20 protein-coding genes are annotated in these 26,072 nt (G+C 64.3%); 10 read left to right on the forward strand and 10 right to left on the reverse strand.

Annotated features, from left to right (window positions below; all coding sequences use genetic code 11):
• The first annotated feature begins 42 nt into the window (after window positions 1-42).
• The 8 genes from glnE (at window position 43) to ACLEJW_RS18595 (ending at window position 10,069) form a co-directional block, all read left to right on the forward strand.
• On the forward strand, window positions 43-2,982 hold the full coding sequence (gene glnE / locus ACLEJW_RS18560; protein WP_440778019.1) for a bifunctional [glutamate--ammonia ligase]-adenylyl-L-tyrosine phosphorylase/[glutamate--ammonia-ligase] adenylyltransferase: 2,940 nt from the start codon (window positions 43-45) through the stop codon (window positions 2,980-2,982).
• 126 nt (window positions 2,983-3,108) lie between these two features.
• Window positions 3,109-4,158: a lipopolysaccharide heptosyltransferase II gene (gene waaF / locus ACLEJW_RS18565; RefSeq protein WP_313298451.1), complete on the forward strand. Its 1,050-nt coding sequence runs from the start codon at window positions 3,109-3,111 to the stop codon at window positions 4,156-4,158.
• Entirely contained in the window at window positions 4,159-5,217 is a 1,059-nt protein-coding gene (gene waaC, locus ACLEJW_RS18570; protein WP_440778020.1) for a lipopolysaccharide heptosyltransferase I, read from the forward strand.
• The gene (locus ACLEJW_RS18575; protein ID WP_145183642.1) at window positions 5,217-6,341 is read left to right on the forward strand and encodes a glycosyltransferase family 4 protein; all 1,125 of its coding nucleotides are present in this window, start codon (window positions 5,217-5,219) and stop codon (window positions 6,339-6,341) included. Before waaC ends, ACLEJW_RS18575 begins: the two co-directional genes overlap by 1 nt.
• Window positions 6,338-7,144, forward strand: a complete 807-nt coding sequence (gene rfaP / locus ACLEJW_RS18580; protein ID WP_145183639.1) for a lipopolysaccharide core heptose(I) kinase RfaP — start codon at window positions 6,338-6,340, stop codon at window positions 7,142-7,144. The genes ACLEJW_RS18575 and rfaP overlap by 4 nt, the downstream gene beginning before the upstream one ends.
• On the forward strand, window positions 7,144-7,878 hold the full coding sequence (locus ACLEJW_RS18585; protein WP_440778021.1) for a lipopolysaccharide kinase InaA family protein: 735 nt from the start codon (window positions 7,144-7,146) through the stop codon (window positions 7,876-7,878). The genes rfaP and ACLEJW_RS18585 overlap by 1 nt, the downstream gene beginning before the upstream one ends.
• A complete protein-coding gene (locus ACLEJW_RS18590) occupies window positions 7,875-8,627 on the forward strand; it encodes a lipopolysaccharide kinase InaA family protein (protein WP_440778022.1) in 753 nt (250 codons plus the stop codon). The genes ACLEJW_RS18585 and ACLEJW_RS18590 overlap by 4 nt, the downstream gene beginning before the upstream one ends.
• The gene (locus ACLEJW_RS18595; RefSeq protein WP_440778023.1) at window positions 8,627-10,069 is read left to right on the forward strand and encodes a lipopolysaccharide kinase InaA family protein; all 1,443 of its coding nucleotides are present in this window, start codon (window positions 8,627-8,629) and stop codon (window positions 10,067-10,069) included. Before ACLEJW_RS18590 ends, ACLEJW_RS18595 begins: the two co-directional genes overlap by 1 nt.
• Here ACLEJW_RS18595 and ACLEJW_RS18600 read toward each other — a convergent pair.
• From ACLEJW_RS18600 to ACLEJW_RS18635, 8 genes are all read right to left on the reverse strand, one after another.
• Complete coding sequence (locus ACLEJW_RS18600) at window positions 10,042-12,831, reverse strand: dermonecrotic toxin domain-containing protein (RefSeq protein ID WP_440778024.1); 2,790 nt, start codon at window positions 12,829-12,831, stop codon at window positions 10,042-10,044. The genes ACLEJW_RS18595 and ACLEJW_RS18600 overlap by 28 nt on opposite strands.
• Window positions 12,832-12,902: 71 nt before the next feature.
• A complete protein-coding gene (locus ACLEJW_RS18605; RefSeq protein ID WP_313455060.1) occupies window positions 12,903-13,091 on the reverse strand; it encodes a hypothetical protein in 189 nt (62 codons plus the stop codon).
• Entirely contained in the window at window positions 13,088-14,200 is a 1,113-nt protein-coding gene (locus tag ACLEJW_RS18610; protein ID WP_440778025.1) for a PepSY-associated TM helix domain-containing protein, read from the reverse strand. The genes ACLEJW_RS18605 and ACLEJW_RS18610 overlap by 4 nt, the downstream gene beginning before the upstream one ends.
• A gap of 57 nt (window positions 14,201-14,257) precedes the next feature.
• Window positions 14,258-16,690 carry a TonB-dependent siderophore receptor gene (locus tag ACLEJW_RS18615; RefSeq protein WP_440778026.1) on the reverse strand — a complete coding sequence of 811 codons (2,433 nt, stop codon included), beginning with the start codon at window positions 16,688-16,690 and terminating at the stop codon, window positions 14,258-14,260.
• Window positions 16,691-16,862: 172 nt separating this feature from the next.
• Complete coding sequence (locus ACLEJW_RS18620) at window positions 16,863-17,819, reverse strand: FecR domain-containing protein (RefSeq protein WP_440778027.1); 957 nt, start codon at window positions 17,817-17,819, stop codon at window positions 16,863-16,865.
• Window positions 17,816-18,334: an RNA polymerase sigma factor gene (locus tag ACLEJW_RS18625; RefSeq protein WP_440778028.1), complete on the reverse strand. Its 519-nt coding sequence runs from the start codon at window positions 18,332-18,334 to the stop codon at window positions 17,816-17,818. Before ACLEJW_RS18625 ends, ACLEJW_RS18620 begins: the two co-directional genes overlap by 4 nt.
• A 128-nt stretch (window positions 18,335-18,462) precedes the next feature.
• The gene (locus ACLEJW_RS18630) at window positions 18,463-19,173 is read right to left on the reverse strand and encodes a 3'-5' exonuclease (protein ID WP_440778029.1); all 711 of its coding nucleotides are present in this window, start codon (window positions 19,171-19,173) and stop codon (window positions 18,463-18,465) included.
• Complete coding sequence (locus ACLEJW_RS18635; protein WP_440778030.1) at window positions 19,170-21,107, reverse strand: DUF294 nucleotidyltransferase-like domain-containing protein; 1,938 nt, start codon at window positions 21,105-21,107, stop codon at window positions 19,170-19,172. The genes ACLEJW_RS18630 and ACLEJW_RS18635 overlap by 4 nt, the downstream gene beginning before the upstream one ends.
• 114 nt (window positions 21,108-21,221) lie before the next feature.
• On the opposite strand from ACLEJW_RS18635, the gene ACLEJW_RS18640 reads away from it, so the two are divergent.
• Window positions 21,222-21,761: a response regulator gene (locus ACLEJW_RS18640; protein WP_145184965.1), complete on the forward strand. Its 540-nt coding sequence runs from the start codon at window positions 21,222-21,224 to the stop codon at window positions 21,759-21,761.
• 46 nt (window positions 21,762-21,807) lie between these two features.
• Here the strand turns inward: ACLEJW_RS18640 and ACLEJW_RS18645 are convergent, their stop codons facing one another.
• The gene (locus tag ACLEJW_RS18645) at window positions 21,808-23,985 is read right to left on the reverse strand and encodes a malate synthase G (RefSeq protein ID WP_145183603.1); all 2,178 of its coding nucleotides are present in this window, start codon (window positions 23,983-23,985) and stop codon (window positions 21,808-21,810) included.
• 447 nt (window positions 23,986-24,432) lie between these two features.
• Between ACLEJW_RS18645 and ACLEJW_RS18650 the strand changes: the two genes are divergently transcribed.
• The gene (locus ACLEJW_RS18650; protein ID WP_313455072.1) at window positions 24,433-24,951 is read left to right on the forward strand and encodes a glycine cleavage system protein R; all 519 of its coding nucleotides are present in this window, start codon (window positions 24,433-24,435) and stop codon (window positions 24,949-24,951) included.
• A gap of 229 nt (window positions 24,952-25,180) precedes the next feature.
• Here the strand turns inward: ACLEJW_RS18650 and rarD are convergent, their stop codons facing one another.
• Window positions 25,181-26,068, reverse strand: coding sequence for an EamA family transporter RarD (rarD, locus tag ACLEJW_RS18655; protein WP_145183597.1), 888 nt, complete (start codon window positions 26,066-26,068; stop codon window positions 25,181-25,183).
• Between the last annotated feature and the right edge of the window lie 4 nt (window positions 26,069-26,072).

Raw genomic sequence — 26,072 nt, forward strand, 5'->3', positions numbered from 1 at the left:
GCTGCTTTTCCTCCTCCATTTCACGCCGATCAAGGATAGCCCATGCGCCTGCCTTTGCCGCCCGAACTGCCTGAATCCCTGCAACCGCTGGTCGTGCGCAACCAGCAGTTTCTGCGCGATGCCGTGGCCGGCAATGCCGACCTCGATCTGCAGGCGTTGACCCCAGCCTACCGCCAGCAGTTCGATCAGGTCGCCGCTGCCAGCGACTTCGTGCTCGCTGCGGTCCAGCGCGAACCGGCGCAATTGCTCAGCCTGATCGCCAGTGGCGAGCTGGAACGGCGCTACGGCCCAGGCGAGTTGCGCACGCAGATCGCTGCAGCGGCCCAGGCCGCGCAAAGCGAGGAAGAACTGGCGCGTCACCTGCGCCGCGCGCGCAATCGCCAACAGCTGCGAATCATCTGGCGCGACATCACCCGGCAGGCTGCACTCGGCGAAACCTGTCGCGACCTTTCGGACCTCGCTGACGCCGCCATCGATGAAGCCTACCAGTGGCTGTACCCGCGTCACTGCCAGCAGTTCGGCACGCCGATCGGCAACCGCAGCGGCCAGCCGCAACATATGGTGGTGTTGGGCATGGGCAAACTGGGGGCAGGGGAGCTGAACCTGTCGTCGGACATCGACCTGATTTTCGGCTTCCCCGAGGGCGGCGAGACCGAAGGCGTCAAGCGTTCGCTGGAAAACCAGGAGTTCTTCACCCGCTTGGGCCAGCGTCTGATCAAGGCCCTGGACCCGGTGACCGTCGATGGCTTCGTATTTCGCGTCGACATGCGCCTGCGCCCCTACGGCTCGGCTGGCGCGCTGGTGCTGAGCTTCAATGCCCTGGAACAGTATTACCAGGACCAGGGGCGCGACTGGGAGCGCTACGCCATGATCAAGGCGCGGGTGGTGGCCGGTGATCAAACCGCCGGGGCGCAATTGCAGGAAATGCTGCGCCCATTCGTCTACCGCCGCTATCTGGATTTCTCCGCCATCGAAGCGCTGCGCACCATGAAGCAGCTGATCCAGCAGGAGGTGCGGCGCAAGGGCATGGCCGACAATATCAAGCTGGGTGCCGGGGGCATTCGCGAAGTCGAGTTCATCGCCCAGGCGTTCCAGTTGATTCATGGCGGGCGCGACTTGAGCCTGCAACAGCGGCCGCTGCTCAAGGTCCTGGCAACCTTGGAAGCTCAGGGTTATCTGCCGCCGGCAGTGGTTGCCGAACTGCGTGAGGGTTATGAGTTTCTGCGCTATACCGAGCATGCCATCCAGGCCATCGCCGACCGCCAGACGCAGATGCTGCCGGACAACGACCTGGACCGCGCGCGTATCGCCTTCATGCTCGGCTTCGCCGACTGGCAGGCGTTCCATGCCCAGTTGATGCACTGGCGCGGGCGTATCGACTGGCATTTTCGCCAGGTCATCGCCGACCCCGACCCCGACGACGACGAAGGCGAGGGTGAGCTGGTGGTGGGCGGCGAATGGTCGCCGTTGTGGGAGCAGGCCCAGGACGAAGAGGCCGCTGGTCGCCAGTTGGCCGAGGCTGGCTTCGAGCAACCAGCCGAGGCCCTGCGCCGGCTGGGCGGGTTACGCGCCAGCCCGCAGCTGCGCTCGATTCAGCGCATTGGCCGTGAGCGCCTGGACGCATTCATTCCGCGCCTGCTGGCCCAGGCGGTAGAGCATGACAACCCGGACCTGGTGCTCGAACGCGTACTGCCGCTGGTCGAAGCTGTCGCGCGGCGCTCGGCCTACCTGGTGCTGCTCACGGAAAACCCCGGCGCCTTGCGGCGTCTGTTGACCCTGTGCGCGGCCAGTCCATGGATTGCCGAGCAGATCGCACGCTACCCGCTGCTGCTCGATGAGCTGCTCAACGAAGGGCGTCTGTTCAGCCCACCGTTGGCGCCAGAGTTGGCGGCCGAACTGCGTGAGCGCCTTACCCGTATTCCCGAGGACGATCTCGAACAGCAGATGGAGGCGCTGCGGCATTTCAAGCTGGCCCACAGCCTGCGGGTGGCCGCCTCGGAAATCAGCGGCAATCTGCCATTGATGAAGGTCAGCGATTACCTGACCTGGCTGGCCGAAGCCATTCTCGACCAGGTTCTGGCCTTGGCCTGGCGCCAGACCGTGGCTCGCCACGGCCAGCCCCAGCGCAGTGACGGCAGTGTGTGCGATCCAGGCTTCGTGATCATCGGTTACGGCAAGGTCGGCGGCCTGGAACTGGGCCATGGCTCGGACCTGGACCTGGTGTTCATCCATGACGGCGACCCGAATGCTGAAACCGACGGCGCCAAGCCGATCGATGGCGCCCAGTTCTTCACCCGCCTGGGCCAACGCATCATTCACCTGCTGACCACCCATACCAACTCCGGGCAGCTCTATGAGGTGGACATGCGCCTGCGTCCCTCGGGTGCAGCCGGGCTGTTGGTCAGTTCGCTGGGCGCCTTCGAGCGCTATCAGCAGAACGAGGCCTGGACCTGGGAGCATCAAGCGCTGGTGCGTGCCCGCGTGCTGGTCGGCTGCGCGCAGGTGGCCACGGCGTTCGAGGGCGTACGCGCCAGGGTGCTCGGCCAGCCGCGTGACCTGGCGAAGCTGCGGGTGGAAGTCAGCGAGATGCGCGCCAAGATGCGTGACAACCTGGGTACCAAGGCCACCGCGGCCGGGACCGCAGCCAATGCCTACGAGGCGGGTGTGGCGTTCGATATCAAGCAGGATGCCGGCGGTATCGTCGATATCGAATTTATGGTGCAATACGCCGCTTTGGCCTGGTCTGACCAGCACCCGGCCATACTCCGATGGACCGATAACATCCGCATTCTGGAAGAGCTGGAGCAGGCAGGCTTGATGCCGGCCAGTGACGCGGTGCTGTTGCGTGAGGTGTACAAGGCCTTCCGCTCGGCGTCGCACCGCCAGGCCCTGCAGAAGCAGGCCGGGGTGATCGATGCGGCGCAGTTTGCCGACGAGCGTCGCGAGGTGCGGCGCATCTGGAGCGAGTTGGGGCTGACCTGAGATAGCCGCCGCCAGGGCGCCTGCCTCGACGGCAGTGGTACACTGTCGGCCACATAGCCTGAATATAAAGAGGGGAGGCCAGGCGGTATGCAGCCTGTAGCCTCCCCGAGCGTTTCTGGACTAAGCATGAGAATACTGATCATTGGCCCCAGCTGGGTCGGCGACATGGTGATGGCGCAGACCCTGTTCCAGTGCCTGAAACAGCAGCACCCCGACTGCGTGATCGACGTGCTGGCCCCCGAGTGGAGCCGGCCAATCCTCGAGCGCATGCCCGAAGTGCGCCAGGCCTTGAGCTTCCCGCTCGGCCATGGGGCGCTGGAGCTGGCCACGCGGCGGCGCATCGGCAAATCCCTGGCCGGTCAGTATGACCAGGCCATCTTGTTGCCCAATTCGCTGAAGTCGGCGCTGGTGCCGTTCTTTGCCGGCATTCCCAAGCGCACCGGCTGGCGCGGCGAGATGCGCTTTGGCCTGCTCAACGATGTGCGCAAGCTCGACAAAGCCCGTTATCCGTTGATGATCGAGCGCTTCATGGCCTTGGCCTACGCGCCGGACGCCGATTTGCCGCAGCCCTATCCGCGGCCGCACCTGCAGATCGAGGCGCACAGCCGCGAGGCTGCGCAGGCCAAGTTCGGCCTGACCCTGGACCGCCCTGTGCTGGCGCTGTGTCCAGGCGCCGAGTTCGGTGAGGCCAAGCGCTGGCCTGCCGAGCATTACGCCGCCGTGGCCGACGCGATGATTCGTCAGGGCTGGCAGGTGTGGCTGTTCGGCTCGAAAAACGATCACCCGGTCGGCGAGCAGATCCGCGAGCGGCTGATCCCGGGGCTAAGAGAAGAATCGTACAACCTGGCCGGCGAAACCTCGCTGGCCGAGGCCATCGACCTGATGTCCTGCGCCGATGCCGTGGTGTCCAACGATTCTGGCCTGATGCACGTGGCGGCGGCGCTCAATCGCCCGCTGGTGGCAGTCTATGGCTCGACCTCGCCCGGTTTCACGCCGCCGCTGGCCGAACAGGTCGAAGTGGTGCGCACCGGCATCGAGTGCAGCCCGTGCTTCGACCGCACCTGCCGTTTCGGCCATTACAACTGCCTGCGCCTGCTCGAACCCGGCATGGTCATCGCCGCGCTCACCCGGCTGGGTGGGCCAAACATCATCGACGTGCTGGCCGAGGTCGACTAAGTGCGGGTACTGATCATCAAGACCTCGTCGCTGGGCGACGTGATCCACACCCTGCCGGCGTTGACCGACGCCGCCCACGCGGTGCCCGGGATCCGCTTCGACTGGGTGGTCGAAGAAGGTTTCGCCGAGATCCCCGGCTGGCATCCGGCGGTCGACCGGGTGATTCCGGTGGCGATTCGGCGCTGGCGCAAGAACCTCTGGCAGACCCTCAAGAGCGGCGAGTGGAAGGCCTTCAAGCAGCGCGTGCGCGAGCGTCGGTATGACCTGGTGATCGATGCCCAGGGTTTGGTCAAGTCCGCCTGGCTGACCCGCTACGTGAAAGCACCGGTAGCCGGACTGGACCGCTACAGCGCCCGCGAGGGCTGGGCCAGTCGCTTCTACGACAGGCGCTTGTCGGTGGCCACCGGGCAGCATGCGGTCGAGCGCGTGCGCCAGTTGTTCGCCATGGCCCTGGCCTATGACCTGCCCGAAGGCGTCGGCCACTACGGCCTGGATCTCGAGCGTTTGCAATTGCCGCCCGCCGCGCCTTATGTGGTGTTTCTGCACGGCACCACCTGGGCCACCAAGCACTGGCCCGAAGCCTACTGGCGCGAGCTTGCCGAGCGCATGGGCCGACGCCAGCTGCAGGTGCGCCTGCCCTGGGGCAACACTGCGGAAAAAGCCCGTGCCGAGCGCATCGCCCAAGGCTTGAACAATTGCCAGGTGCTCCCCAAGTTGAATCTGGTCGGCGTCGCTCGCGTACTGGCGGCGGCGAAAGCCTGCGTGGCGGTCGATACCGGCCTTGGCCACCTGGCGGCGGCACTCGATGTGCCGACCATCTCCCTGTTCGGCCCGACCAACCCGGGCCTGACCGGCGCCTACGGACGGACCCAGGTACACCAGGCCAGCGACTGGTCTTGCGCGCCTTGCCTGCAGAAGAAATGCACCTATAAGCCGAGCGCCGAGGACCTGCGCCGGTTCGATCTCAAACGCGAGTGGCCATTGTGCTTCACTCGCCTGAATCCCGAGCATGTGGCGAGCCGCTTGAGCGCGCTGCTGCTGGCTGAGGATGTCCGTTGATGCAACTGGCTTTCGTACTCTACAAATACTTCCCTTTTGGCGGACTGCAGCGCGACTTCATGCGCATTGCCCTGGAATGCCAGAAGCGCGGCCACCAGATCCGGGTCTACACGCTGATCTGGGAAGGCGACATTCCACCGGGCTTCGAAGTGCTGGTGGCGCCGGTCAAGGCCGTTTTCAACCACCGCCGTAACGAGAAACTCAGCGCCTGGATGGCGGCCGACCTGGCCAAGCGCCCGGTGGATCGGCTGATCGGTTTCAACAAGATGCCGGGGCTGGATGTGTATTACGCCGCCGACGGTTGTTTCGAAGACAAGGCGCAGACCTTGCGCGGCGGTCTGTACCGGCGCTGGGGCCGCTACCGGCACTTCGCCGAGTACGAGCGCGCCGTGTTCGCCAAGGACGCCAGCACCGAGATCCTGATGATTTCCGAGGTGCAGCAGCCGTTGTTCATCAAGCATTACGGCACGCCGGTGGAGCGTTTCCACCTGTTGCCGCCGGGTATTTCCCAGGACCGCAGGGCGCCGGACAACGCTGCCGAGATCCGCGCCGACTTTCGCCGCGAATTCAACCTGGGCGCCGATGACCTGTTGCTGGTGCAGATCGGTTCAGGCTTCAAGACCAAGGGTGTCGACCGCAGCCTCAAGGCATTGGCGGCGCTGCCGTCGGCCTTGCGCAAGCGGACTCGGCTGATGGTCATCGGCCAGGACGATCCCAAGGTGTTCCAGCTGCAGAGCGCGGCGCTGGGCTTGGGCGAGCAGGTGCAGTTTCTCAAAGGTCGCAGCGATATCCCGCGCTTTCTGCTGGGCGCCGACCTGTTGATCCACCCGGCCTACAACGAAAACACCGGCACCGTGCTGCTCGAAGCGCTGGTAGCCGGTTTGCCGGTGCTGGTGTCCAAGGTCTGCGGCTACGCCCACTACATTGCCGAGGCCAACAGTGGCCTGGTGCTGGACGAGCCGTTCGAGCAAGAGCAGCTCAACGGCTACCTGCAGCGCATGCTCGAAGACCCGCACGCCCGTGCCGACTGGTCGCGCAATGGTCTGGCGTTTGCCGACAGCGCTGACCTCTACAGCATGCCGCAGCATGCTGCCGATGTGATCCTGGGGCAGGAGAACGCATGAAGCTGATAGTGGCCGAACCCTTCAAGCGGCTGTGGGCCGGGCGCGATCCGTTCGTGGCCGTCGAAGCCTTGCAAGGTGAGGTATACCGCGAGCTCGAAGGGCGCCGGACCTTGCGTACCGAAGTCGCTGGCGAAGGTTTCTTCGTCAAGATTCACCGTGGTATCGGTTGGGGCGAAATCTTCAAGAACCTGTTCACCGCGAAATTGCCGGTGCTTGGTGCCGGCCAGGAATGGCGAGCCATCCAGCGCCTGCATGAGGCCGGCGTGCCAACCATGACCGCGGTGGCCTACGGCGAGCGCGGCAGCAACCCGGCCAGCCAGCATTCGTTCATCATCACCGAGGAACTGGCACCGACCATCAGCCTTGAAGATTTCAGCATCGACTGGCGCCAGCAGCCACCGCAGCCACGTCTGAAACGCGCGTTGATCGCCGAAGTGGCGAAGATGACCGGCACCATGCACCGCGCCGGGGTCAATCACCGTGACTGCTACATCTGCCACTTTCTGCTGCACACCGACCGCCCGGTGACGGCGGATGACTTCAAACTGTCGGTGATCGACCTGCACCGCGCGCAGACCCGCGCGACAATCAGCCGGCGCTGGCGCGACAAGGACCTGGCCGCGCTGTACTTCTCGGCCCTGGACATCGGCCTGACGCGGCGTGACAAGTTGCGCTTCCTGCGCGGTTATTTCCAGCGCCCGCTGCGCCAGGTGCTGGCCGAAGAGGCGAGCCTGCTCGCCTGGCTCGAGGGCAAGGCGCAGAAACTCTACGATCGCAAGCAACGCTATGGGGATGCACTCTGATGGCGGGTTGGACACTGGCGCCAGGCTATCAACACCTGGCGGCGGACTTCGGCAGCCTCGACGCGGTATTCGCCTTGCAGGGCGAGCGCCTCACGCGCGACCCGCTCAGCGAGGTCGTGCGCGTCGAGCGCGATGGGGTCAATTATTACGTCAAGCGCTATACCGGCGCTGGCAAACACATGCGCCGCTACCTGGGGCGCCCGCGCATCAAGGCTGAATGGCAGAACCTCAAGCAGTTCGCCAAGTGGGGCATCCCGACGGCCGAGGTGGTGGCCTGGGGGCTGGAGCGCAAGGGTCTGGCCTTTGGTCGCGGGGCGATGATCACCCGTGAATTGCCGCACACCGAAGACCTATCGGCGCTGGCCGAACGGCACGACGCGCGCCTGGCCGATCGCGCCTGGGTCGATCAGCTGAGCCGCCAACTGGCTCGCCACACCCGGGTCATGCACCAGCACCGCTTTGCCCACAACGACCTCAAGTGGCGCAACTTGCTGGTGGACGATCAGGGTACGCTGTTCTTCATCGACTGCCCGACCGGCGACTTCTGGCGTGGCTTCATGTGGCGGCATCGCTTGATCAAGGACTTGGCATGCCTGGACAAGGTGGCCAAGTATCACCTGTCGGCGACCCAGCGCCTGCGCTTCTACCTGCAGTACCGTGAGCGCGAGCGCCTGAGTGCGCAGGACAAGCGCCGGATTCGCCAGGTACTGGGCTTCTTCGAGGGAAGGGAATGACCGATTACCTGGCCAGTACCGATCTTGCGTTGCTCAAGCGCCATGGCTTGAATGATTTCGAAGCGCTGTGGGCGCTGCAGCTGGACGCGGTGGATGAACCCAACACGGCACGTGGCGGTTGGAGTAGCGTCTATCGCCTGGAGCTGGAGGGCAAGGGCTACTACCTCAAGCGCCAGTGCGACTACCTGACCCGCAGCTTGCACCGACCGTTCGGCGAACCGACCTTCTCCCGCGAGTTCCGCAACATCAGCCGTTACCAGAAGCTGGGCATCCCGGCGCTGCAGGCGGTGTTCTATGGCGAGCGCAAGCACAACGGCCAGCACCGGGCGATGCTGATGACCCGCGCGCTGGATCAATGGAACGATCTTGACAGCCTGCTGGCCCAGTGGCCCGAGCTGGACGACGCGGCCCGCATCGCTATTCTCAACGCCTGCGGGCAGCTGGCGCGCACGCTGCACGGGGCCGGCCAGGTGCATGGCTGCTTCTATCCCAAGCACATCTTCCTGCGCCCGCGTCGCGAAAGCTGGGAAGCGCAACTGATCGACCTGGAAAAAACCCGGCCACTGCTGTTTGGCATGCGCGATCGCCTGCGCGACCTAGAGCCATTGTTGCGCCGTGCACCGATCTGGAGCGAAGCGGACGTGCGCCAGCTGCTGGCCGCTTACCTGCAACAACCTGCCGCCAGCACCCTGGTCGATACCTGGCTGCAACGCCTGATGCACCGCCGTCGTGAAAAGGAGGCCCGTTGATGCGCTTGTCCGAACTGCAAGCAGCTGGGCGCAGCCCGACGCTGCCGTTGAGCATCACCCTGGCCGATGCGGCCGGCAGCGCGGATCTGCAACTGCTCAGCCTGCTGCGCGTGCTGCCGGGGCAGCGCTACGTCGGCGCCGCCATCTGGCGCGGCACGCCGGTCCTGGCCAAGCTGCTGGTCGGCGGTAATGCCGCGCGGCATTTCCAGCGTGAACTCGATGGCGTCAGGCTGCTGGCGCAACAGCACCTGACGACACCGAAGCTGCTCGCCGATGGGCTTGTCGAGGGCGAGGGCGGCTGGTTGCTGTTCGAGTTTCTCGATGGCGCCGAGAGCCTGGCCGATGCCTGGGCGGCGGTCGAGGCGATGCCGGTGCTGGCTGACGAGCAGCAGGCGGTGTTGGCCGAAGCGCTCACTGCCGTTGCGCAGATGCACGCGCAAGGGCTGTGGCAGGAAGACCTGCACCTGGACAACCTGCTGCGCCATGGCGGCAAGCTGTACTTGATCGATGGCGCCGGCATCAAGGCCGAGACGCCAGGGCAGCCGCTCACGCGTGCGCGCGTGCTGGAAAACCTCGGGGTGTTCTTCGCCCAGTTGCCCAAGCGTCTGGAACCCTTCATCGAAGAGCTGCTGGTGCACTACCTGCTGGCCAACGCCGAGCACGCCTTGCCGATGGAAGCGCTGCAGAAGCAGGTCGACAAGGTGCGCCACTGGCGGCAGAAGGACTATCTGGAAAAAGCCGGCCGCGAGTGCAGCCTGTTCAGCGTCGAGCGCAGTCTCTCCGGGCTGCGCGGGATTGCACGTGACCAACTGCCGGACCTGCTTGCGGTGCTGGAGCAGGCCGATGCGTTGCTCGAGCAAGGCCACCTGTACAAGACCGGAGGCGCGGCCAGCGTGGCGCGCATCGAGGTGCAGGGGCGCTCGCTGATCCTCAAGCGCTACAACATCAAGAACACTGCCCATTGGTTCAAGCGCTTCTGGCGCCCTAGCCGGGCCTGGCATTCGTGGATCGAAGGCCAGCGTCTGATGTTTCTCGACATCGCCACGCCCCGGCCCTTGGCGGTGCTGGAGCAGCGGGTGCTGGGGCTGCGTAGCCGGGCCTACCTGGTCACCGAGTACCTCGACGGGCCGGACTTGAGCGAGTGTTTCGCGCCCTATGTAGACAGTGGTGATGCCCCCCAGGAACAGCTCGATGCCCTGGTTCAGGTCATGCAGCAGTTGATCCGCGAGCGCATCAGCCATGGCGACTTCAAGGGGCATAACCTGTTCTGGGCCGATGGCAAATGGTGGCTGATCGATCTCGACGCCATGTGCCAGCACGCCACTGGGCTCAGCTTTGCGCCAGCCTACGCCCGGGACCGGGCGCGGCTGCTGCGCAACTGGCCGAGCGGCAGCGCGCTGTACCAGCGCCTGGATCAGTTGCTGCCCAAACTCACCGAATAGGCCGCAGGCAGGGCCAGCCAGTCGCTGCTGCGCCCTGCCTGGCGCACTTGGATGCGCCATTGTTCATCTCGCCAGCGCAGGACCGCCCATGGCACCACCCCGGCCGTGTCAGCCTCAGGTATCGGCAGGTGGTAGCGGCCCGCCAGGATGTGCTGGCGCAGCGGCAACTGTCCGGCGTCGGTCTGCAGGTACAGTTGCCCATCCGCATCATGCAGGCCATCGGCTGCGCTCAGCGCGGTGCCCTGTAACGGCGCCGGCAAGCGGCAGCTGTCGAGCAGCAACTGCAGATCCGGCAGGCCGTCGTACCAGAGCAACGGTGAGTCGATTACCCAATCGCCGTTGGCCAGGCGTTTGACCGGTTGGGTCAGGTAGGCGTCCGGTTGGTCCGGGTCGATCGCCCCCCAGCGACTGCCATCGAACGTCACTTTGTAGTAGCGGCCATGGCTGTCCTGCACGTAGTACTGGGACAGACCCTCGAAGGCCGAGGCTTTTTCATGCACCTGTTCCCCGTACAGACCGTTGATGTGGTAACGCAGGTTGCTGCTGTCAGGCTTGACGCTATAGCGCAGTGGCAATAACAGCGGCGGTGGCTTGGGTATGCCGCGCAACACACGCCGCACCAGCCCGGTGCTGACCAGGCTGGTGCCGGCGTCGTTGGCATGGCTCAGGGCATTGTAGGCATGGGTCAGCACGCCATTGAGGTCTTCGTGCCGGTAAGCGTCCACGCCTTTCCAGATCTCCAGCACCATGCGCCCAAGCGTCAACGGCACCATGACTTTGATCGGCAGAAAGATGCTGATGAGATCAAGCAGTGTCCAGCTCAGGGTGACCGCCTGGTGGAGGTCTGCCTCGGCCGTGGTCTGGCTGTCGGCGTCTGCCAGTGCCAGCATGCTGCGCACCTCGGCCATGTAGCAGGCGTGGAACAGATCGTCCTCGATGGCGGGGGTCTGCAAGCGCCTGGCCAGCTGTCCTTTGACCAGCCAGCGCTCAATCTGCTCAGCGGGCAACAGCGGCAGACGCTGTGCCAGATAGGTGCGCAGCGCGGGCTTGGCACGGACCAGGCGCAACAGCGCACGGGGGCTCGCGAACGAGCGCCAGGCACGGCGGTCCGGGGCGTCGGGGGTATACAGCACAAAGGCGTTTGTATTTGGCGAGCCGCTGCTCAAGAGCAGCACGCCCAGCACGGTGTGCTGCTCGATCAGCAGCTGCCGAACGATTACCGGATGCCCATCGATACGTGGGCGCAGGGCGTTGTGTGGCTGGGAAATGACCTGCTCGACCCAACGGTAGTCGCGTTCGTCCCAGTCCTGGGCAAGGTGCCCGGCATAACGCGCCTTGGCGGCTTCGGCACGCATGCGCGCGCGATTGATCACGCTGTGGGCGCGCAAGCGCCATTGGCCGGCGGCAGTGTCCAGCAGCTGCGTGCGCAGGTAATCGGCATAGCTCGCGCCGACGTTCAGGCTTCTGACCATCGCTTTGATGTAGGCAGGCGTCAAGCCAGCAGGCAAGGCCCTGCTGTCACTTGCGCTGACGCGTGCAGTCAGCCAGTAGTCGTAGTCGAACCATGCCACGTTATGCCTGGCCAGCTCGTCCAGCGAATAGCGCACAGCGACCGCTTCGATCAGTTGGCCGCCGACCTTCTGAAAGCCCCGCCAGGTGACGTGGGTCGAGGGTTGCAGCGGGTAGATCCATGGCCCGGTCTGGCGGGTGTGAACCACGGTGACGAAAGTCTGCTCGGGGGTCAGGTCCAGCCCCAGGTCATGGCGCAGGCGTGCTTCGACACGCTGGCGGGCCCAAAGCTGCAGGGTGTCTTGTTGCTGAAACTGGCGTAGGGTCAGGATGCCGGGCGCTGCTACCCGCTCGCCTGCGGCCACCAGTTCCTGCATGCCCTGCATGATGTGGGCAAGCGCTTGCGGACTCGCCGAACGCATCCAATTAGGCAGGTTTTTTTCCAGCAGAGCGGCGTAGCGCGTGGCCAGCAGCGTCTTGCTGCCTGCATCCTCGGCCAGCTGCAGAGCCCGACGGAGTTGCTCGACGCTTGGCGCGGCGTCGCTCGAGGGGCTTGACCATACCTGATTCAGTCGCAGCCGCTGCGCTTCGATCAAGCTGTCGACTTGTGCCAGCAGTGGATCATCGGCGTACCACTGGTAACGCAATTGATCGGCCTGGCGGGCACTGGCCAGGCTGTCTGGTTCGACCAGCAACTGCAGCAGCTGCCTGCCCTGGATCGGGTCGTCGACGCGCTCGCTCAGCTCCTGGTGCAGGGCCTGCAGTGAGTCGTAGCTCTCCAGTCCCTGACCCAGCCCGAACACCAGCACTGGCCCAGTCGGGTGCTGAGGATCGAGGTCGCGGCCTTCGGCCTGGCCGAGAACCATGACGAACAGGCCTGGTATGGCCGCACGCCAGGCCGGGCGGCTGCGCGACAGCACTGGCCGGTAGATCTGGGCGCGGCGCTCCAGCGCCTGATGGTGGCGTTGCCAGGCCTGCGGCATGTCGAGCAGCACGCTGAACGCTGCGGCTTGCTCGGCGCTCAAGGTGCCGTCGCTTACGCGCAGAGCGGATTCGGCGTGGAGCATGGCGCGACGGCTCTCGGCCAGCTGTTCACGGCGCGACAGGCCCTGGCTGTTCGGCGAGGCCCAATAGTCGGCCAGGTCGCCGTGCAGTTGCTGGCGTGAAGGCAGCGGTGTGTTGATGACCGGCATCGCCGCGAGCGATGCCACTATCTGGTCGTGAAGCGAATCGATGCGTTGCAAAGGTAGCATGCGGCGCTCCTTGTAGGCGGGAGCGGGCATGGTGTGGTGAGGCGTGCGCCGGCTGGGTGTAGCCTGCTACCTCATCTTCGCCCTGAGCCTTGCCAGAGTGCGCGCAGGCTCAAGGCTGCCGGGATGCCCAGGCCGAGCCAGGCCAGCAGATCCCAGGCGCCGTCACCGAGCAGGGCGGCGAACAAACCCAGGGCCCCGAGCAGGGCGATGAGGGCAGGCCAGGCTAACACGCGCACGGTGGAACGAGAGCGGTGGCTCATGCCTTGGCCTCCCTGGCGCGCTTGCGTTTGTCCAGCCAGAGGTAGACACCGCTGCCGAGCACGACGATGGTCAGGATATCCAGCACGGCCCACAGGATCTGCATGGGACGCCCGCCGTAATCACCAAAATGCAGGGGTTGCGACAGCCCCATGGCGTCCATGTACCAGGGGCGGTCGCCGACTGCGGTGACCTCCAGGGTACGGGCATCGATCAACACTGGGGTGAACAGGTGCGAGGTCAGGTGCGTGGCACCGTTCATGAACACCGCGTAGTGGTGTTCGCTGGAGAAACGCGTTCCGGGAAACGCGATGAAGTCTGCACGCATGCCCGGCGCAGCCTCGCTGGCGATCGCTAGCAGGCGCGTGGCCGGGGCGCGCTCGCTCAGCGCCGGCGCGTCCTGGTACGGCGCAACCATCGCCGCCAGGCTGTCATTGCGCCACGCGGCGATCACCAGATCCGACAGCGCGCTGATCACGCCGGTCACGCCCACGGTCAGCGCCCAGGTCAGGGTGACCACGCCGATCAGGTTGTGCAGGTCGAGCCAGCGCAGCCGGCGCGACTTGTCACGGCGCACGCTGGCGAAACCCAGGCGGCGCATGAACGGCGCGTACAGCACCGTGCCGGAAATTATCGCGACGATGAACAGCAGGCCCATGAAGGCCAGCAGCAGCTTGCCGGGCAGGCCTGCGAACAGGTCTACGTGCAGGCGCAGCATCAGCATCATGACACCGCCGTTGGCGGCTGGCATGGCCACTGCCTCGCCCGTGCGGGCATCGAGCATGAAGGTGTGCGACGCGTTGGGTTCGGTGCCGGCGCTGGCGGCAGTGATGGCAAGCACGCCGTCTGGTTCGTCCTTGTCGAAGCCGAAATACTGCACCACTTCACCCGGGCGGTGCTGCTCGGCCTTGCTGACCAGCTGCTGCAGGTCCAGGTGCGCGGTGCCAGCGGGCATCTCGCGCAGCACTGCGGCATCGCCGAGCAGGTGTTCGAGTTCGTGATGGAAGATCAGCGGCAGGCCGGTGAGGGCCAATAACAACAGGAACAGGGTGCAGACCAGGCTGCTCCAGGTGTGAATCACCGACCAGCGGCGAAGGGTTGGGCTTTTCATGACAGTACCGATTCGGTCTGTGCGAACCTGGGGGCTGCGCAGCAGCCCCCCGTTCTTTCAGAACTGATAGGAAGCACTGGCTACCACGCTGCGTTCGTCACCGTAGTAGCAGTAATAGCTATCGCAGGTGGACAGATAGTCCTTGTCCAGCAGGTTGGTCGCATTGACGGCTACCGAGGCGCCTTTGAGGCTGTTGCTCAGGCGGCCGAGGTCGTAGTGCACGCTGGCGTCGAACACGGTGTAGGCGTTGGCTTTGCCCAGGTAGGTGTTGGCCTGGTCGCCATAGGTATTGCCGGTGTAGCGGGCGCCGCCGCCGATACCGAAGCCATCGAGGATGCCGCTGTGCCAGGTGTAGTCGGCCCACAGCGAGGCTTGCTGGTTGGGCATCAGTTGCAGACGGTTGCCCTTGTACAGGCCGTCCTGCACTTCGGATTTGGCGAGGGTGTAGGCGGCGGTCAGCTTGAGGTTGTCCGACACATCAGCCACCGCTTCGAGTTCCAGGCCTCGCACTTTCACTTCGCCGGTCTGGCTGGTGAAGGTCACACCGCCCTGATTGTTGGTGACCGAGACATTCTTCTGGGTCAGGTCATACACCGCTGCCGTCAGCAGCGTGTTGGAGCCCGGCGGCTGGTATTTCACCCCCAGCTCCCACTGCTTGCCCTCGGTGGGCTTGAACGACTCGGAGGCTGACACAGCCGCATTGCTGGCGGGCTGGAACGACTCGGCATAGGAGATGTACGGCACAAAGCCTGAGTCGAACACATAGCTGAGCGCCGCGTTGCCGCTGAATTGCTTGTCGCGCTGGGTATTGGTGGCGTTGCCCTGGTTGAGGAACTTGGTGCTGGTGTGCACCCAGTCCTCGCGCCCACCCAAGGTCAGACGCCAGTTGCCCAGGGCCATCTGGTCCTGCGCATAGAGGCCAGTCTGGCGAGTCTTCTGGTTGTAATCGTAGAACGCCGTGGAGCGGTCGGGGCGGGTGATTGGCACGCCGTATACGGGGTCGATCACGTTGCTGTTCGGCACGTTGAAGCCGAAGATCGACAGGTAGTTGCTGTTGACCCGCTGGTGGTCCAGGCCCAGCAGCAGGGTGTGGGTGATGTCGCCAGTGGCGAAGTCGGCCTGGAAGTTGTTGTCCACCGCGAACTGGCTGATGTCCTCGTCGGTATTGGTGGACATGCGGCTGACCGTGCCGTCGTCTTGCACCGGGCCGCCAGGCTGGTAATAGCTGCCGGGGGTGATGGTCTGGAAGGCCAGGTCCGACTTGGTGTAGCGAAGGTTCTGACGGAACTGCCAGACGTCATTAAGCCGATGCTCGAAGGCATAACCCAGCGCGTAATAGGTACGGTCGTAGAACTCGTAATCCGGATCACCCAGGTTCTTGTGGTGCGAGATCTTGCCGAACGGCATGTCGATCTTGGTGCCCTGGATCGGTCGGAACTGGCTGGTGGCGCCGGTATCGTCACGGGTGAACTGGCTGAGCAAGGTCAGCGAAGTGTCCTCGTCGATGTTCCAGGTCAGGCTCGGGGCGATGTTGTAGCGCTTGTCGTCGATGTGATCGATCTGCGTGCCGCCGTCGCGAATCACGCCGCTGACGCCGTACAGGAACTGGCCTTGCTCATCGATCTTGCCGGTGCTGGCAAAGTTGAGCTGGCGATGGTTGTCGCTGCCATATTGCACTTCGATTTCATGCGTGCTTTCGGCCTGCGGGCGACGGCTGACGATGTCCAGCAGGCCGCCGGGAGGCGTTTGCCCATAGACCGAAGAGGCCGGGCCGCGCAGCAGCGCCAGGCGGTCGAGGTTCCAGGTTTCGGCCTTGGGGTTGGCGTAGACCCCGCGCGGCAGCGGCAAGCCGTCGAGGAACTGGGTCGGCTCGAAGCCACGCACGCGCATCCAGTCATAACGGGTATCGCTGCCGAAACTGGCCGAAACGATGCCCGGCATGTATTTCACGGCGTCGTCGAGGCTGTGTACGCTACGGTCGCTCATCTGCTGGCGCGTGGCGATGGAAATCGAGCGCGGCGCCTCTACCAGCGCGGTGTCGGTCTTGGTCCCTGCGGCGGTGCGCTTGGCCAGATAGCCGTCCACCGGCCCCCAAGCACTTTCATAGGCCGTGCTGGCATTGATCGCGGTTTCTGGCAGGGCCAGCGCACCGTCCGGTATGGCCACCAGGCTATAGCTGCCCGCACTGCTCGACTGCAACTGCAGCCCGGTGCCTGCCAAGGCTGCCTGCAGCGCGGCGAGGCCATCGTACTGGCCGTTGACCGGCGCCGCGGTGCGGCCGCTGACCAGGGCCGGGTCGATGGCCAGGGTGATGCCCGCCTGGCTGGCGATCTGGTTGAGGGTGGAGGCCAGCGGCGCGCCTGGCAGGTTGTAGGTACGCAGCGCAGCCTGCTCGGCGGCATGCAGGGTGGGGCTGGTCAATGGCAGGCAAAACGCGACCGCCAAGGCCAACAGGCTAGGACGCAAGACACGATCAACGGCACGGGACATTCAGCGGTTCCTCGACGGATGAGTGCTAATTGCTTCCTTGCCGAGCGAGATTGCAGAAGTGACAGGGCTAATCGGAAAAATACTGAGAATTATTCGGCTCTGAAGGTGAGCCGCAGGCGGGCGCTTCGGCGCCCGGTCGCAGGTAACGAGCAGGCGCTCGCCGCTAAATCATCTATTTGGGAACGACGGTCACCCACCACGGGGCATGCCGTTCGAGCTTCACCGGTAGCACCGGGAGCAGCGAGGCAAGCGCCAGGTCGGTATCGGTCAATGGGAAGCTGCCGCTCACGCGCAGGTCGGCGACTTCAGCGGCTACACCCAGATGGCCACTGCGATAAGGACTCAGCTGTTTCAGCAGCTCGGCCAGGCGGATGTTGTCGACCACCAGCATGCCGCGGGTCCAGGCGTCGGCTCCGGTCGCTACCGCGCCCACCTGGCCCAGGCCATCGGCGCTCATCAAAACCTGCTGACCTTCGTGCAGTACCTGCTCCTCGAGGTGATTGTGCGGCTTGGCCGCCACTGATGACTGCAGCACTTCCAGGCGTGTGCCCTGGGCTTCGCGGCGCACCAGGAAGCGCGTGCCCAGTGGCCGCAGGCGGCCGTCGTCGGTGCGCACCAGCAGGGCACGCGGATCGTCGTGACCGGTCTCTACGGAAATTTCGCCCTGGTGCAGCACCAGCACACGCTGTTCGCCGTCGAAGTCGATATCTACCGCCGTGTGGCTGTTGAGGCTGAGCAGCGTGCCGTCGGCCAAGCGCAGGGTCCGCAGTTCGCCGGTGGCGGTGCGTTGATCTGCCAGCCAATAGCTGGGTGCCAACGAAGGCCCGGCGAGCCAGGCCAGCAGACCGCCCAGCAGCAGCATGCCGGCCAGACTGCTGCCGGCTTTGCCGATGCGCCGGCGCAGGCCGGCGCGTGATTGCAGCAGGGCCTGACGGGCGGGACCGGCTGCCGCGCCGACACGCTGATCGAGGGCGCCAAGCTGCTGCCAGGCGCGGGCATGTTCTTCGCTGGCGGCATGCCAGCGGCTGAAGGCGCTGTGTTGCTCAGGCGTGCCGCAGCCTGCGTCGAGGGTCAGCTTCCAGGCGATGGCAGCCTCCAACACCCGTGAGGAAACCGGTGCGCTGTTCACGTCGGCTCACCGTACAAGGCCACGTAGCACTGGCGCATGCCTTTCGCGATGTACTGGCGCACCCGCGACACCGAGACGCCCAGGCGCTCGGCAATGGCGGCATGGCTCATGCCATCGAGGCGGTTGTGCAGGAATGCAGCGCGGGCCTTGCTCGACAGCTTGCCGAGCAGACGATCGATGGCCTTGAGGTCTTCGAGGATCAGGTGCTGGATTTCCGCTGAGGGTTGTTCGGCTTCGGGCAGTGACGCCAGCTCTGCCAGATAGGCCTGCTCCAATGCGGCGCGGCGGAAATGATCGAACAGCAGGCCTTTGGCGACCGAAGCGAGGAAGGCACGGGGTTCGCGGGGGGTGTCCAGCTGCTCACGGCCAAGCAGGCGCACGAAGGTGTCCTGGCTCAGGTCTTCGGCACGCTGGCGGCAGGCGATGCTGCGCTGCAGCCAGGCCAGCAGCCAGCGACGATGGTCGCGGTACAGCGCGCCGACCAACTCGGCATGTGGACTGTGGGCAGAAGACACGCAGCGTCCCCCCGGAGCGAATGCATTAACTAACGATAATTATTCGCGATTGTTACAGAGGGCGGGGGCGCTTGCAATGGACGCTTATCGGAATGCCATCATGGAAAAAACTGACGCTGATGGGGCGTTCATAAGCCGTAGGCCGGCACCGCGCGGCGACGCCAATCGCGCAGGCGCTGCTCCAGTTGCAGCGGACTGTCCAACTGCTGGCGTCGAGCCTGGCTGAACAGAATCAGCGCAAGTTCAGCCGTGACCTGGGCATCGGCACTGGCATGGTGGCGCTCATCGACCTGCAGGCCAAAGCGCGCCACCCAGTCGTCAAGGCCCGCTTCGCGCAGCACGGTGTCGGGGTTGAGCATCGGCGCCAGTTCGGCGACGTCCATGAAGGGCACCTGCAAGCGATGCCCGAGGCTGTGCTTCAAGGCGCGCGCCAGCATGCGCTGGTCGAAGGGCGCATGGAAGGCCAGCACCGGGCTGTTGCCGATGAACTCGAGCAGATCGAGCAAGGCCTCGGCCGGGTCGCAACCGGCGGCCAGGGCGCTTGGCCCCAGGCCGTGAATCAGCACACTGGCACTGGTCTTGACCTGCGGGCGGTGCAGGGTGCGCTCGAACTGTTGGGAAAAATCGATGGCGCCATCGGCGATGGCAACGGCACCGATCGACAGCACTTCATCGCGATTGAGGTTGAGGCCACTGGTTTCGAGGTCGAGCACCACCCAGCGCTGTTCGCGCAGGGAGCAGACACCCAGTGGCAGTGCCGACGGCAGGCGGGCCAGGCGCTGGCGCAAGGCATCGTCCAGCAGTGGCCCGGCGGGGCGCAGCCAGGCGAACAGGCTCACAGCTGGTACCGCAAGGAAAGGCTGCTTTGCAGGCGTTGCGCCTGGCGCAGCGACTCGCGCAGGATGCGCCGGTCCAGGTGGTTGAGGCTGTCCGGGTCGACACGGTTGGAATAGGGCAGGTTGCTACGGGTCTGGCGCTGGTGCTGTTGCATGCGGGTCTGCTGGATAAAGTGGTAGGCCTCCTCGAAGGCGGCGCCATCGAAGCCATCGATCACACCGTTGGCGACCAACTGGCGCAGGCGTTCCAGGGTATTGCACGCGCCGATTCCGTTGGCCAACGCCAATAGGCGGGCGCCATCGACGAACGGGGTCAGGCCCTGGACCTTGAGGTCGAGGGTGGCAGCTTTGTCGTCGCCCTGGCGGCTGAGCACGAATTCGCGCAGGCGACCGACTGGCGGGCGTTGGCGCAAGGCGTTGGCGGCCAGCATGCGCTGGAAGATGCGGTTGTCGGCTACCTGCTCGAGCAGCTGGCGGCGCAGCTGTTCACACCCGCTGTCATCTCCCCAGACCACCCGCAGGTCGAAGTAGATGCTCGACGCCAGCAGGTTTTCCGGGCTGGCCTCGCGCACGAAGGCGGCGAAGCGGTTGGCCCATTCATTGCGCGACAGGCATAGCTCGGGGTTGCCGGCCATGATGTTGCCCTGGCACAAGCTGAAGCCGCACTGCGCCAGGCACTGATTGATGTACTGTGCCAATGGCAGCAGGCGCGCGCGAATGGCATCGGCGTCGGCGCTGTCGTTGGCCTCGAACAGGATGCCGTTGTCCTGATCGGTATGCAGGGTCTGCTCACGGCGCCCTTCGCTGCCGAAGCACAACCAGCTGAACGGCACCCCGGGGTCGCCGCGTTCGGCCAGGGCCAGTTCGATCACGCGGCACACCGTGTGATCGTTGAGCAGGGTGATGATCTGGGTGATCTGCGTCGAGGAAGCGCCATGTGCGAGCATGCGCTCGACCAGCTGACCAATCTCGCCGCGCAATTGCACCAGGGCATCAAGACGCGGGGCGTGGCGGATCGTGCGCGCCAGGTGCACCAGATCGACCCGCTGCAAGGAAAACAGGTCACGCTCTGACACCACCCCGCACAAGCGCTGGTTATCCACCAGGCAGACATGGGCGATGTGCCGCTCGGTCATGGCGATCGCGGCGTCGAAGGCACTGGCCTGGGGGCTGAGGTAAAAGGGCTGGGCGGTCATGTGCCCCGCGATGGCGGCGGCCAGGTCAGTGTCGGCGGCGGCGACCACCTGGCGCAGGTCGCGCAGGGTGAAAATGCCGATCGGGTAACGCTGCGGGTCGACCACGACGATACTGCCGACCTGCTGTTCGTGCATCAGGCGCACGGCCTCGCGCAAGGGTGTGTGCGGCTCGCAGACCACCGGGTGGCGCATGGCCAGCTCGCCCAGCGGGGTGTTGAGCGAGTACTGCATACCCAGGGTCTGCACGGCGCGGTTGCGCACCTGCTGGTTGACTTGGTCGAGCAGGCTGCTGACACCGCGCAGGGCAAAATCGCGAAACACTTCCGACAGCGAAAAGATGCGAATGAACGCCGCCTTGTTCAGTTCCAGGCAGAACGTATCTTCCCCAGCCAGGTGTTCGGTGCGGGTGGCTCGTTCGCCGAGCAGTGCCGCCAACGGAAAGCACTCGCCGCCGGCGATCTCGAAGGTGGTTTCCACTCCCGGCTTGACCAGGTGCTGGCGCTCGCCCACCACGCGGCCTTGCTTGACGATATAGAAGTGCTCGACCGGCCCATCGGCCGGCTTGATGATGCTTTCGCCACGGGCATAGAAGCGCAGCTGGCACTGCTCCACCAGAAACGCCAGGTGTGCATGTTCCATCTGATTGAACGGCGGGAAGCGCTGGAGGAACTGCAAGGTACCCTGGATGTTCTGCAGTACTGCCGTTCTGCCCGCCTGGCTGTAGGCGTCCTTTTTACTCATGACACTGACCGTATCGCTGCGCCGGACTATATATATCTATATAGGTGCCGGCCTTGTTGTTCTCGGCATCCATGGTCAGCCGACAACGCAGTGGTGCCCATTGGACGTAAGTCTATGAATGGCGGTGTCAAACAGCCGACGAAAGGCGAGCCGGGTTACGCCGGTTCTGCGGTCTTAAACCTTAAGCGGGATTTTTTTGACGAGATGACCATGGCTGAGCATGACGACATTCTGAGCGACGCTGAGCGCGAAGCATTGGCCGTGGTAAGTGCGCCGCTGGCGCCGAGCCCCGTGGTATTGATTGTCGATGACAATCCGGTGAACAGCGAGGCCTTGAAGCTGTACCTGAAAAGCAGGGGCATCGAGTGCATGACGGCTGACGGTGCGCAGGAGGCGATGCTCAAGCTGCACTACGAGCCGCGCATTGCTTTGATGATCACCGACCTGCGCATGCAGCCGGCCGATGGTCTTGAGCTGATCAAGGAGGTCCGTGAGTCGGAGCGGGCGGCGCTATCGATCATCGTGGTTTCAGGCGACACCGACGTGAAGGAAGCGGTGGATGTCATGCACCTGGGCGTCGTCGACTTTCTGCTGAAACCGGTGGACTTGGGCAAGTTGCTCAGCCTGGTCAAGGCAGAGTTACGAATCGCCTAGCAAAAAGGGGCGCCGCAGCGCCCCTTGTTACTTTGTGGCTCGCGCCTTACAACCCGTTGCGAGCCTTGAACTCGCGGCGCCGGCGGTGCAACACCGGCTCGGTGTAGCCGTTGGGCTGCCTGGCACCTTCGAGCACCAACTCGACAGCGGCCTGGAAGGCGATGTTGTCATCGAAGTGCGGCGCCATCGGCCGGTACGAGGCATCACCGGCGTTCTGTTTGTCCACCACGCCCGCCATGCGCTTGAGGCTTTCCAGCACCTGCTCTTGGCTGACCACGCCATGGCGCAGCCAGTTGGCCAGCAATTGCGCCGAAATACGCAGGGTGGCACGGTCCTCCATCAGCCCGACATCGTGAATGTCCGGGACCTTTGAGCAACCCACGCCCTGGTCGATCCAGCGCACCACATAGCCAAGGATGCCCTGGGCATTGTTGTCCAGTTCGCTGCGGATCTCTTCGGCAGACCACTGGGTATTGGCGGCCAGCGGAATGGTCAGGATATCGTCGACCGACGCTGGGGTGCGCGAGGCCAGTTCGCGCTGGCGTGCCTGCACGTCGACCTTGTGGTAGTGCAGGGCATGCAAGGTGGCGGCGGTGGGTGACGGCACCCAGGCGGTGTTGGCACCGGCCAGCGGGTGAGCGATCTTCTGCTCGAGCATGGCCGCCATCAAGTCGGGCATGGCCCACATGCCTTTGCCGATCTGCGCCCGGCCCTGCAGCCCGGTGGCCAGGCCTACGTCGACGTTGTTGTTTTCGTAGGCGCCGATCCACTTCTCGTTCTTCATCGCGCCCTTGCGCACGACGGCGCCGGCTTCCATCGAGGTATGGATTTCATCGCCGGTGCGGTCGAGGAAGCCGGTGTTGATGAACACCACACGCTCGGCAGCCGCCTTGATGCACGACTTGAGGTTGACCGTGGTCCGGCGTTCTTCATCCATGATGCCGACCTTGACGGTGTTGCGCGGCATGCCCAGCACGTCTTCGACACGGCTGAAGATCTCGGCGGCGAAGGCTACTTCTTCCGGGCCGTGCATTTTCGGCTTGACGATGTAGACGCTGCCGGTGCGGGTGTTGCGGCGGCTGGTGTTGCCGTTGAGGTTGTGCAGGGCGATCAGGTTGGTGAAGATGCCGTCCTGGATCCCTTCGGGAATCTCGTTGCCCTGGGCATCGAGGATCGCCGGGTTGGTCATCAGGTGACCAACGTTGCGCACGAACAACAGCGAGCGACCATGCAGGGTCACGCTGCCACCGTTGGGCGCGGCGTATTCGCGGTCCGGGTTCATGGTGCGGGTGAAGCTCTTGCCACCCTTGCTGACGTTCTCGGCCAGGTCGCCTTTCATCAGGCCCAGCCAGTTGCGGTAGACCACCACCTTGTCGTCGGCGTCGACGGCGGCCACGGAGTCTTCGCAGTCCATGATGGTGGTCAGCGCCGACTCCATCAGGATGTCCTTGACCCCGGCGGCGTCGGTACTGCCGACCGGCGTGCTGGCATCGACCTGGATCTCGAAGTGCAGGCCGTTGTGCTTGAGCAGCACGGCCGTTGGCGCCGCGGCATCGCCATGGAAGCCGATCAGCTGAGCGTCATCACGCAGGCCGCTGTTGCTGCCGCCCTTCAGTGCGACGACCAGCTTGCCCGCTTCGATGCGGTAGCCGGTGGAATCGACATGCGAGCCCGCGGCCAGTGGTGCGGCTTCGTCGAGGAAGGCGCGGGCGAAGGCGATGACCTTGTCGCCACGTACCTTGTTGTAGCCCTGGCCTTTCTCGGCACCGCCTTCATCGCTGATGGCGTCGGTGCCGTACAGCGCGTCGTACAGCGAGCCCCAACGGGCATTGGCGGCGTTCAGGGCAAAGCGGGCGTTCATGACCGGCACCACCAGTTGCGGGCCAGCCATGTGGGCGATTTCTTCGTCCACGTTCTGGGTGGTGGCGTGGAAATCTTCGGCTTGTGGCAGCAGATAGCCGATTTCCTGGAGGAATGCTTTGTAGGCTACGGCATCGAAGGCCTGGCCTTGGCGTGCCTGATGCCAGGCGTCGATCTTGGCTTGCAGCTCGTCGCGCTTGGCGAGCAGGGCTTTGTTCTTTGGAGCGAGGTCATTGATGATCTTCTCTGCACCGGCCCAGAACTGCTCGGCGACGATGCCGGTCCCTGGGATGGCTTCGTCGTTGACGAAGTCGTACAGGACCTTGGCGACCTGAAGGCCACCGACTTGAACGTATCCAGTCATTGCTTGCCTCACTCTGCTCAGCTATTTCGCTCTTCTGTATTAAGCCTGTAGCGCTTCTCTAAACACGTACCAGTGCTTGCCCTCGGCGAACGAGCCGAGCGCGGCTGGGTGCAGCCTGCCAGACCGGCTGGCAGACAGTGTGCGTATTTTCACAGGCGCCTTGGCAGACATCCAAACGACGTTTTGTAGTCCGCGCCACGGGATACTACATGAAGCGGTAGACGCGGCAAAATCAGACTAAAAGCGCCGTTCTGCGACCGGTTGGTCGCTTATGGTCACGCTGGAACGCGCTATGTTCGCAAAAAAGAGGTGGATTGTTCCAGATAAATCTTGAAACAGTACACGATTGGTGTGCCGTTCTGCCCTGCGGCAGGTTGCCGCGCCTTGCCTATACTCACGCGATACGCGATTTCGCCGCCGTCGGCGGCTCAGTGCAGGGGGTGGCTAGTGGATGATCTAGTGTTGACCGTTATAGCACCTGACAAAGCAGGTCAGGTCGAGCGGATTGCCCAGTGCATTGCCGAACATGACGGCAACTGGCTGGAAAGCCGCATGCTGCGCATGGCGGGGCAGTTCGCTGGCATTTTGCGGGTCGCAGTACCGGCGTCGCGACATGAAGCATTGCTCAAGTCGCTCAAAGGGTTGGCGCAAGAAGACATCCGCGTGCTCATCGCTGAAAGCGGCCTGGAGCCTGCCAGTGATCGCAAGCCCATCAGCATGGAGCTGGTCGGTACCGACCGCCCTGGCATCGTCCGCGATATCACGCGGCTGTTGGCAGAGCAGGGGGTGAATGTGGAGCGTCTGAGCACCGAAGTTACCCCGGCCCCCATGAGCAATGAGGCGTTGTTCCGCGCCGACGCCCTGCTCGCGCTACCGCTGACCCTGTCGCTGGATGAGTTGCAGCGGCGCCTGGAGGGCTTGGCCGATGATTTGATGGTGGAGCTGCAATGGCGCTCTGAAGAATGAGCCCAGCGCCCGCCTGGGTTATCCCGCTTTTACGGGGAAGGCCCTGTGGATAACCTGGGGGTCCAAGCCGCCACCCCATATTCCATGGGACCTGCAGAGGTTTGATCAAAAACTGCACAATACTGCTTGGCTTTTGCACAAAGCGCGGGGACGAGGGTGTGGATAACCTCTGGAGATGTTGCTGCAGGCCCTGCGATACCTGGCCTGCAGCTGTTTGATCATCTTTTGATCAGGCGCGTTTGCGTAAATTCAGCCAGGCATCGACGCTGTACACCGCCAGCCCTGCCCAAATACAGATGAAGGCCATCAGGCTGCTCTGGGACAAATGCTCATCGAACAGCAGCACTGCCTGCAACAACACCAGAGTCGGCGCCAGGTACTGGAGGAAGCCCAAGGTGGTGTAGGGCAAATGCCGCGCTGCCGCGTTGAAACACACCAGCGGAACCAGCGTCACCGGGCCTGCTGCGATCAGCCAGAGCGCCTCGCTGCTGCCATAGAAGGCGCCTTGTGCGCTCATCGCAGCCGGATGCAGCAGCAACCAGCCGAGCGCCAGCGGCACCAGCATCCAGGTTTCCACGACCAAGCCCGGCAGGGCTGCAACTGGCGCCTTCTTGCGAATCAGGCCATAAAAGCCAAAGCTCAGTGCCAGCGCCAGGGACACCCATGGCAAGCTCCCTACCTGCCACACCTGCTGGGCCACGCCAACCGCTGCCATGGCCACTGCCAGCCATTGCAAGCGGCGCAAGCGTTCACCGAGCAGCAGCATGCCTAACAGCACATTGATCAACGGATTGATGTAGTAGCCCAGGCTCGCCTCGAGCATGCGCCCGTTGTTCACCGACCAGACATAGGTCAGCCAGTTGCCGGCGATCAGCGTGCCGCTCAGGGCCAGGATACCCAGCCTGCGCGGGTTGTCGCGCAACTCGCGCCACCAGCCGGGGTGCTTCCACAGCAACAGCAGCAAGGAGCCGAACAGTGCCGACCAAAGCACCCGGTGAACGATGATCTCGACCGCCGGAACGCTCTGAATCGCTTTGAAGTAAAGGGGGAACAAGCCCCAGATGATGTAGGCGCTCAGGCCCAGGAGATACCCGCGGCGCAGGTTTGCAGCTTGCATGAAG

Source organism: Pseudomonas sp. SMSB3, from assembly GCF_052041965.1.
GTDB lineage: Bacteria > Pseudomonadota > Gammaproteobacteria > Pseudomonadales > Pseudomonadaceae > Aquipseudomonas.

Coding starts and splice junctions, on each gene's coding strand:
- glnE (WP_440778019.1), top strand. CDS start 43: ATGCGCCTGCCTTTGCCGCCCGAACTGCCTGAATCCCTGCAACCGCTG.
- waaF (WP_313298451.1), top strand. CDS start 3,109: ATGAGAATACTGATCATTGGCCCCAGCTGGGTCGGCGACATGGTGATG.
- ACLEJW_RS18575 (WP_145183642.1), top strand. CDS start 5,217: ATGCAACTGGCTTTCGTACTCTACAAATACTTCCCTTTTGGCGGACTG.
- rfaP (WP_145183639.1), top strand. CDS start 6,338: ATGAAGCTGATAGTGGCCGAACCCTTCAAGCGGCTGTGGGCCGGGCGC.
- ACLEJW_RS18585 (WP_440778021.1), top strand. CDS start 7,144: ATGGCGGGTTGGACACTGGCGCCAGGCTATCAACACCTGGCGGCGGAC.
- ACLEJW_RS18590 (WP_440778022.1), top strand. CDS start 7,875: ATGACCGATTACCTGGCCAGTACCGATCTTGCGTTGCTCAAGCGCCAT.
- ACLEJW_RS18595 (WP_440778023.1), top strand. CDS start 8,627: ATGCGCTTGTCCGAACTGCAAGCAGCTGGGCGCAGCCCGACGCTGCCG.
- ACLEJW_RS18600 (WP_440778024.1), bottom strand. CDS start 12,831: ATGCTACCTTTGCAACGCATCGATTCGCTTCACGACCAGATAGTGGCA.
- ACLEJW_RS18605 (WP_313455060.1), bottom strand. CDS start 13,091: ATGAGCCACCGCTCTCGTTCCACCGTGCGCGTGTTAGCCTGGCCTGCC.
- ACLEJW_RS18610 (WP_440778025.1), bottom strand. CDS start 14,200: ATGAAAAGCCCAACCCTTCGCCGCTGGTCGGTGATTCACACCTGGAGC.
- ACLEJW_RS18615 (WP_440778026.1), bottom strand. CDS start 16,690: ATGTCCCGTGCCGTTGATCGTGTCTTGCGTCCTAGCCTGTTGGCCTTG.
- ACLEJW_RS18635 (WP_440778030.1), bottom strand. CDS start 21,107: ATGAGTAAAAAGGACGCCTACAGCCAGGCGGGCAGAACGGCAGTACTG.
- ACLEJW_RS18640 (WP_145184965.1), top strand. CDS start 21,222: ATGAATGGCGGTGTCAAACAGCCGACGAAAGGCGAGCCGGGTTACGCC.
- ACLEJW_RS18645 (WP_145183603.1), bottom strand. CDS start 23,985: ATGACTGGATACGTTCAAGTCGGTGGCCTTCAGGTCGCCAAGGTCCTG.
- rarD (WP_145183597.1), bottom strand. CDS start 26,068: ATGCAAGCTGCAAACCTGCGCCGCGGGTATCTCCTGGGCCTGAGCGCC.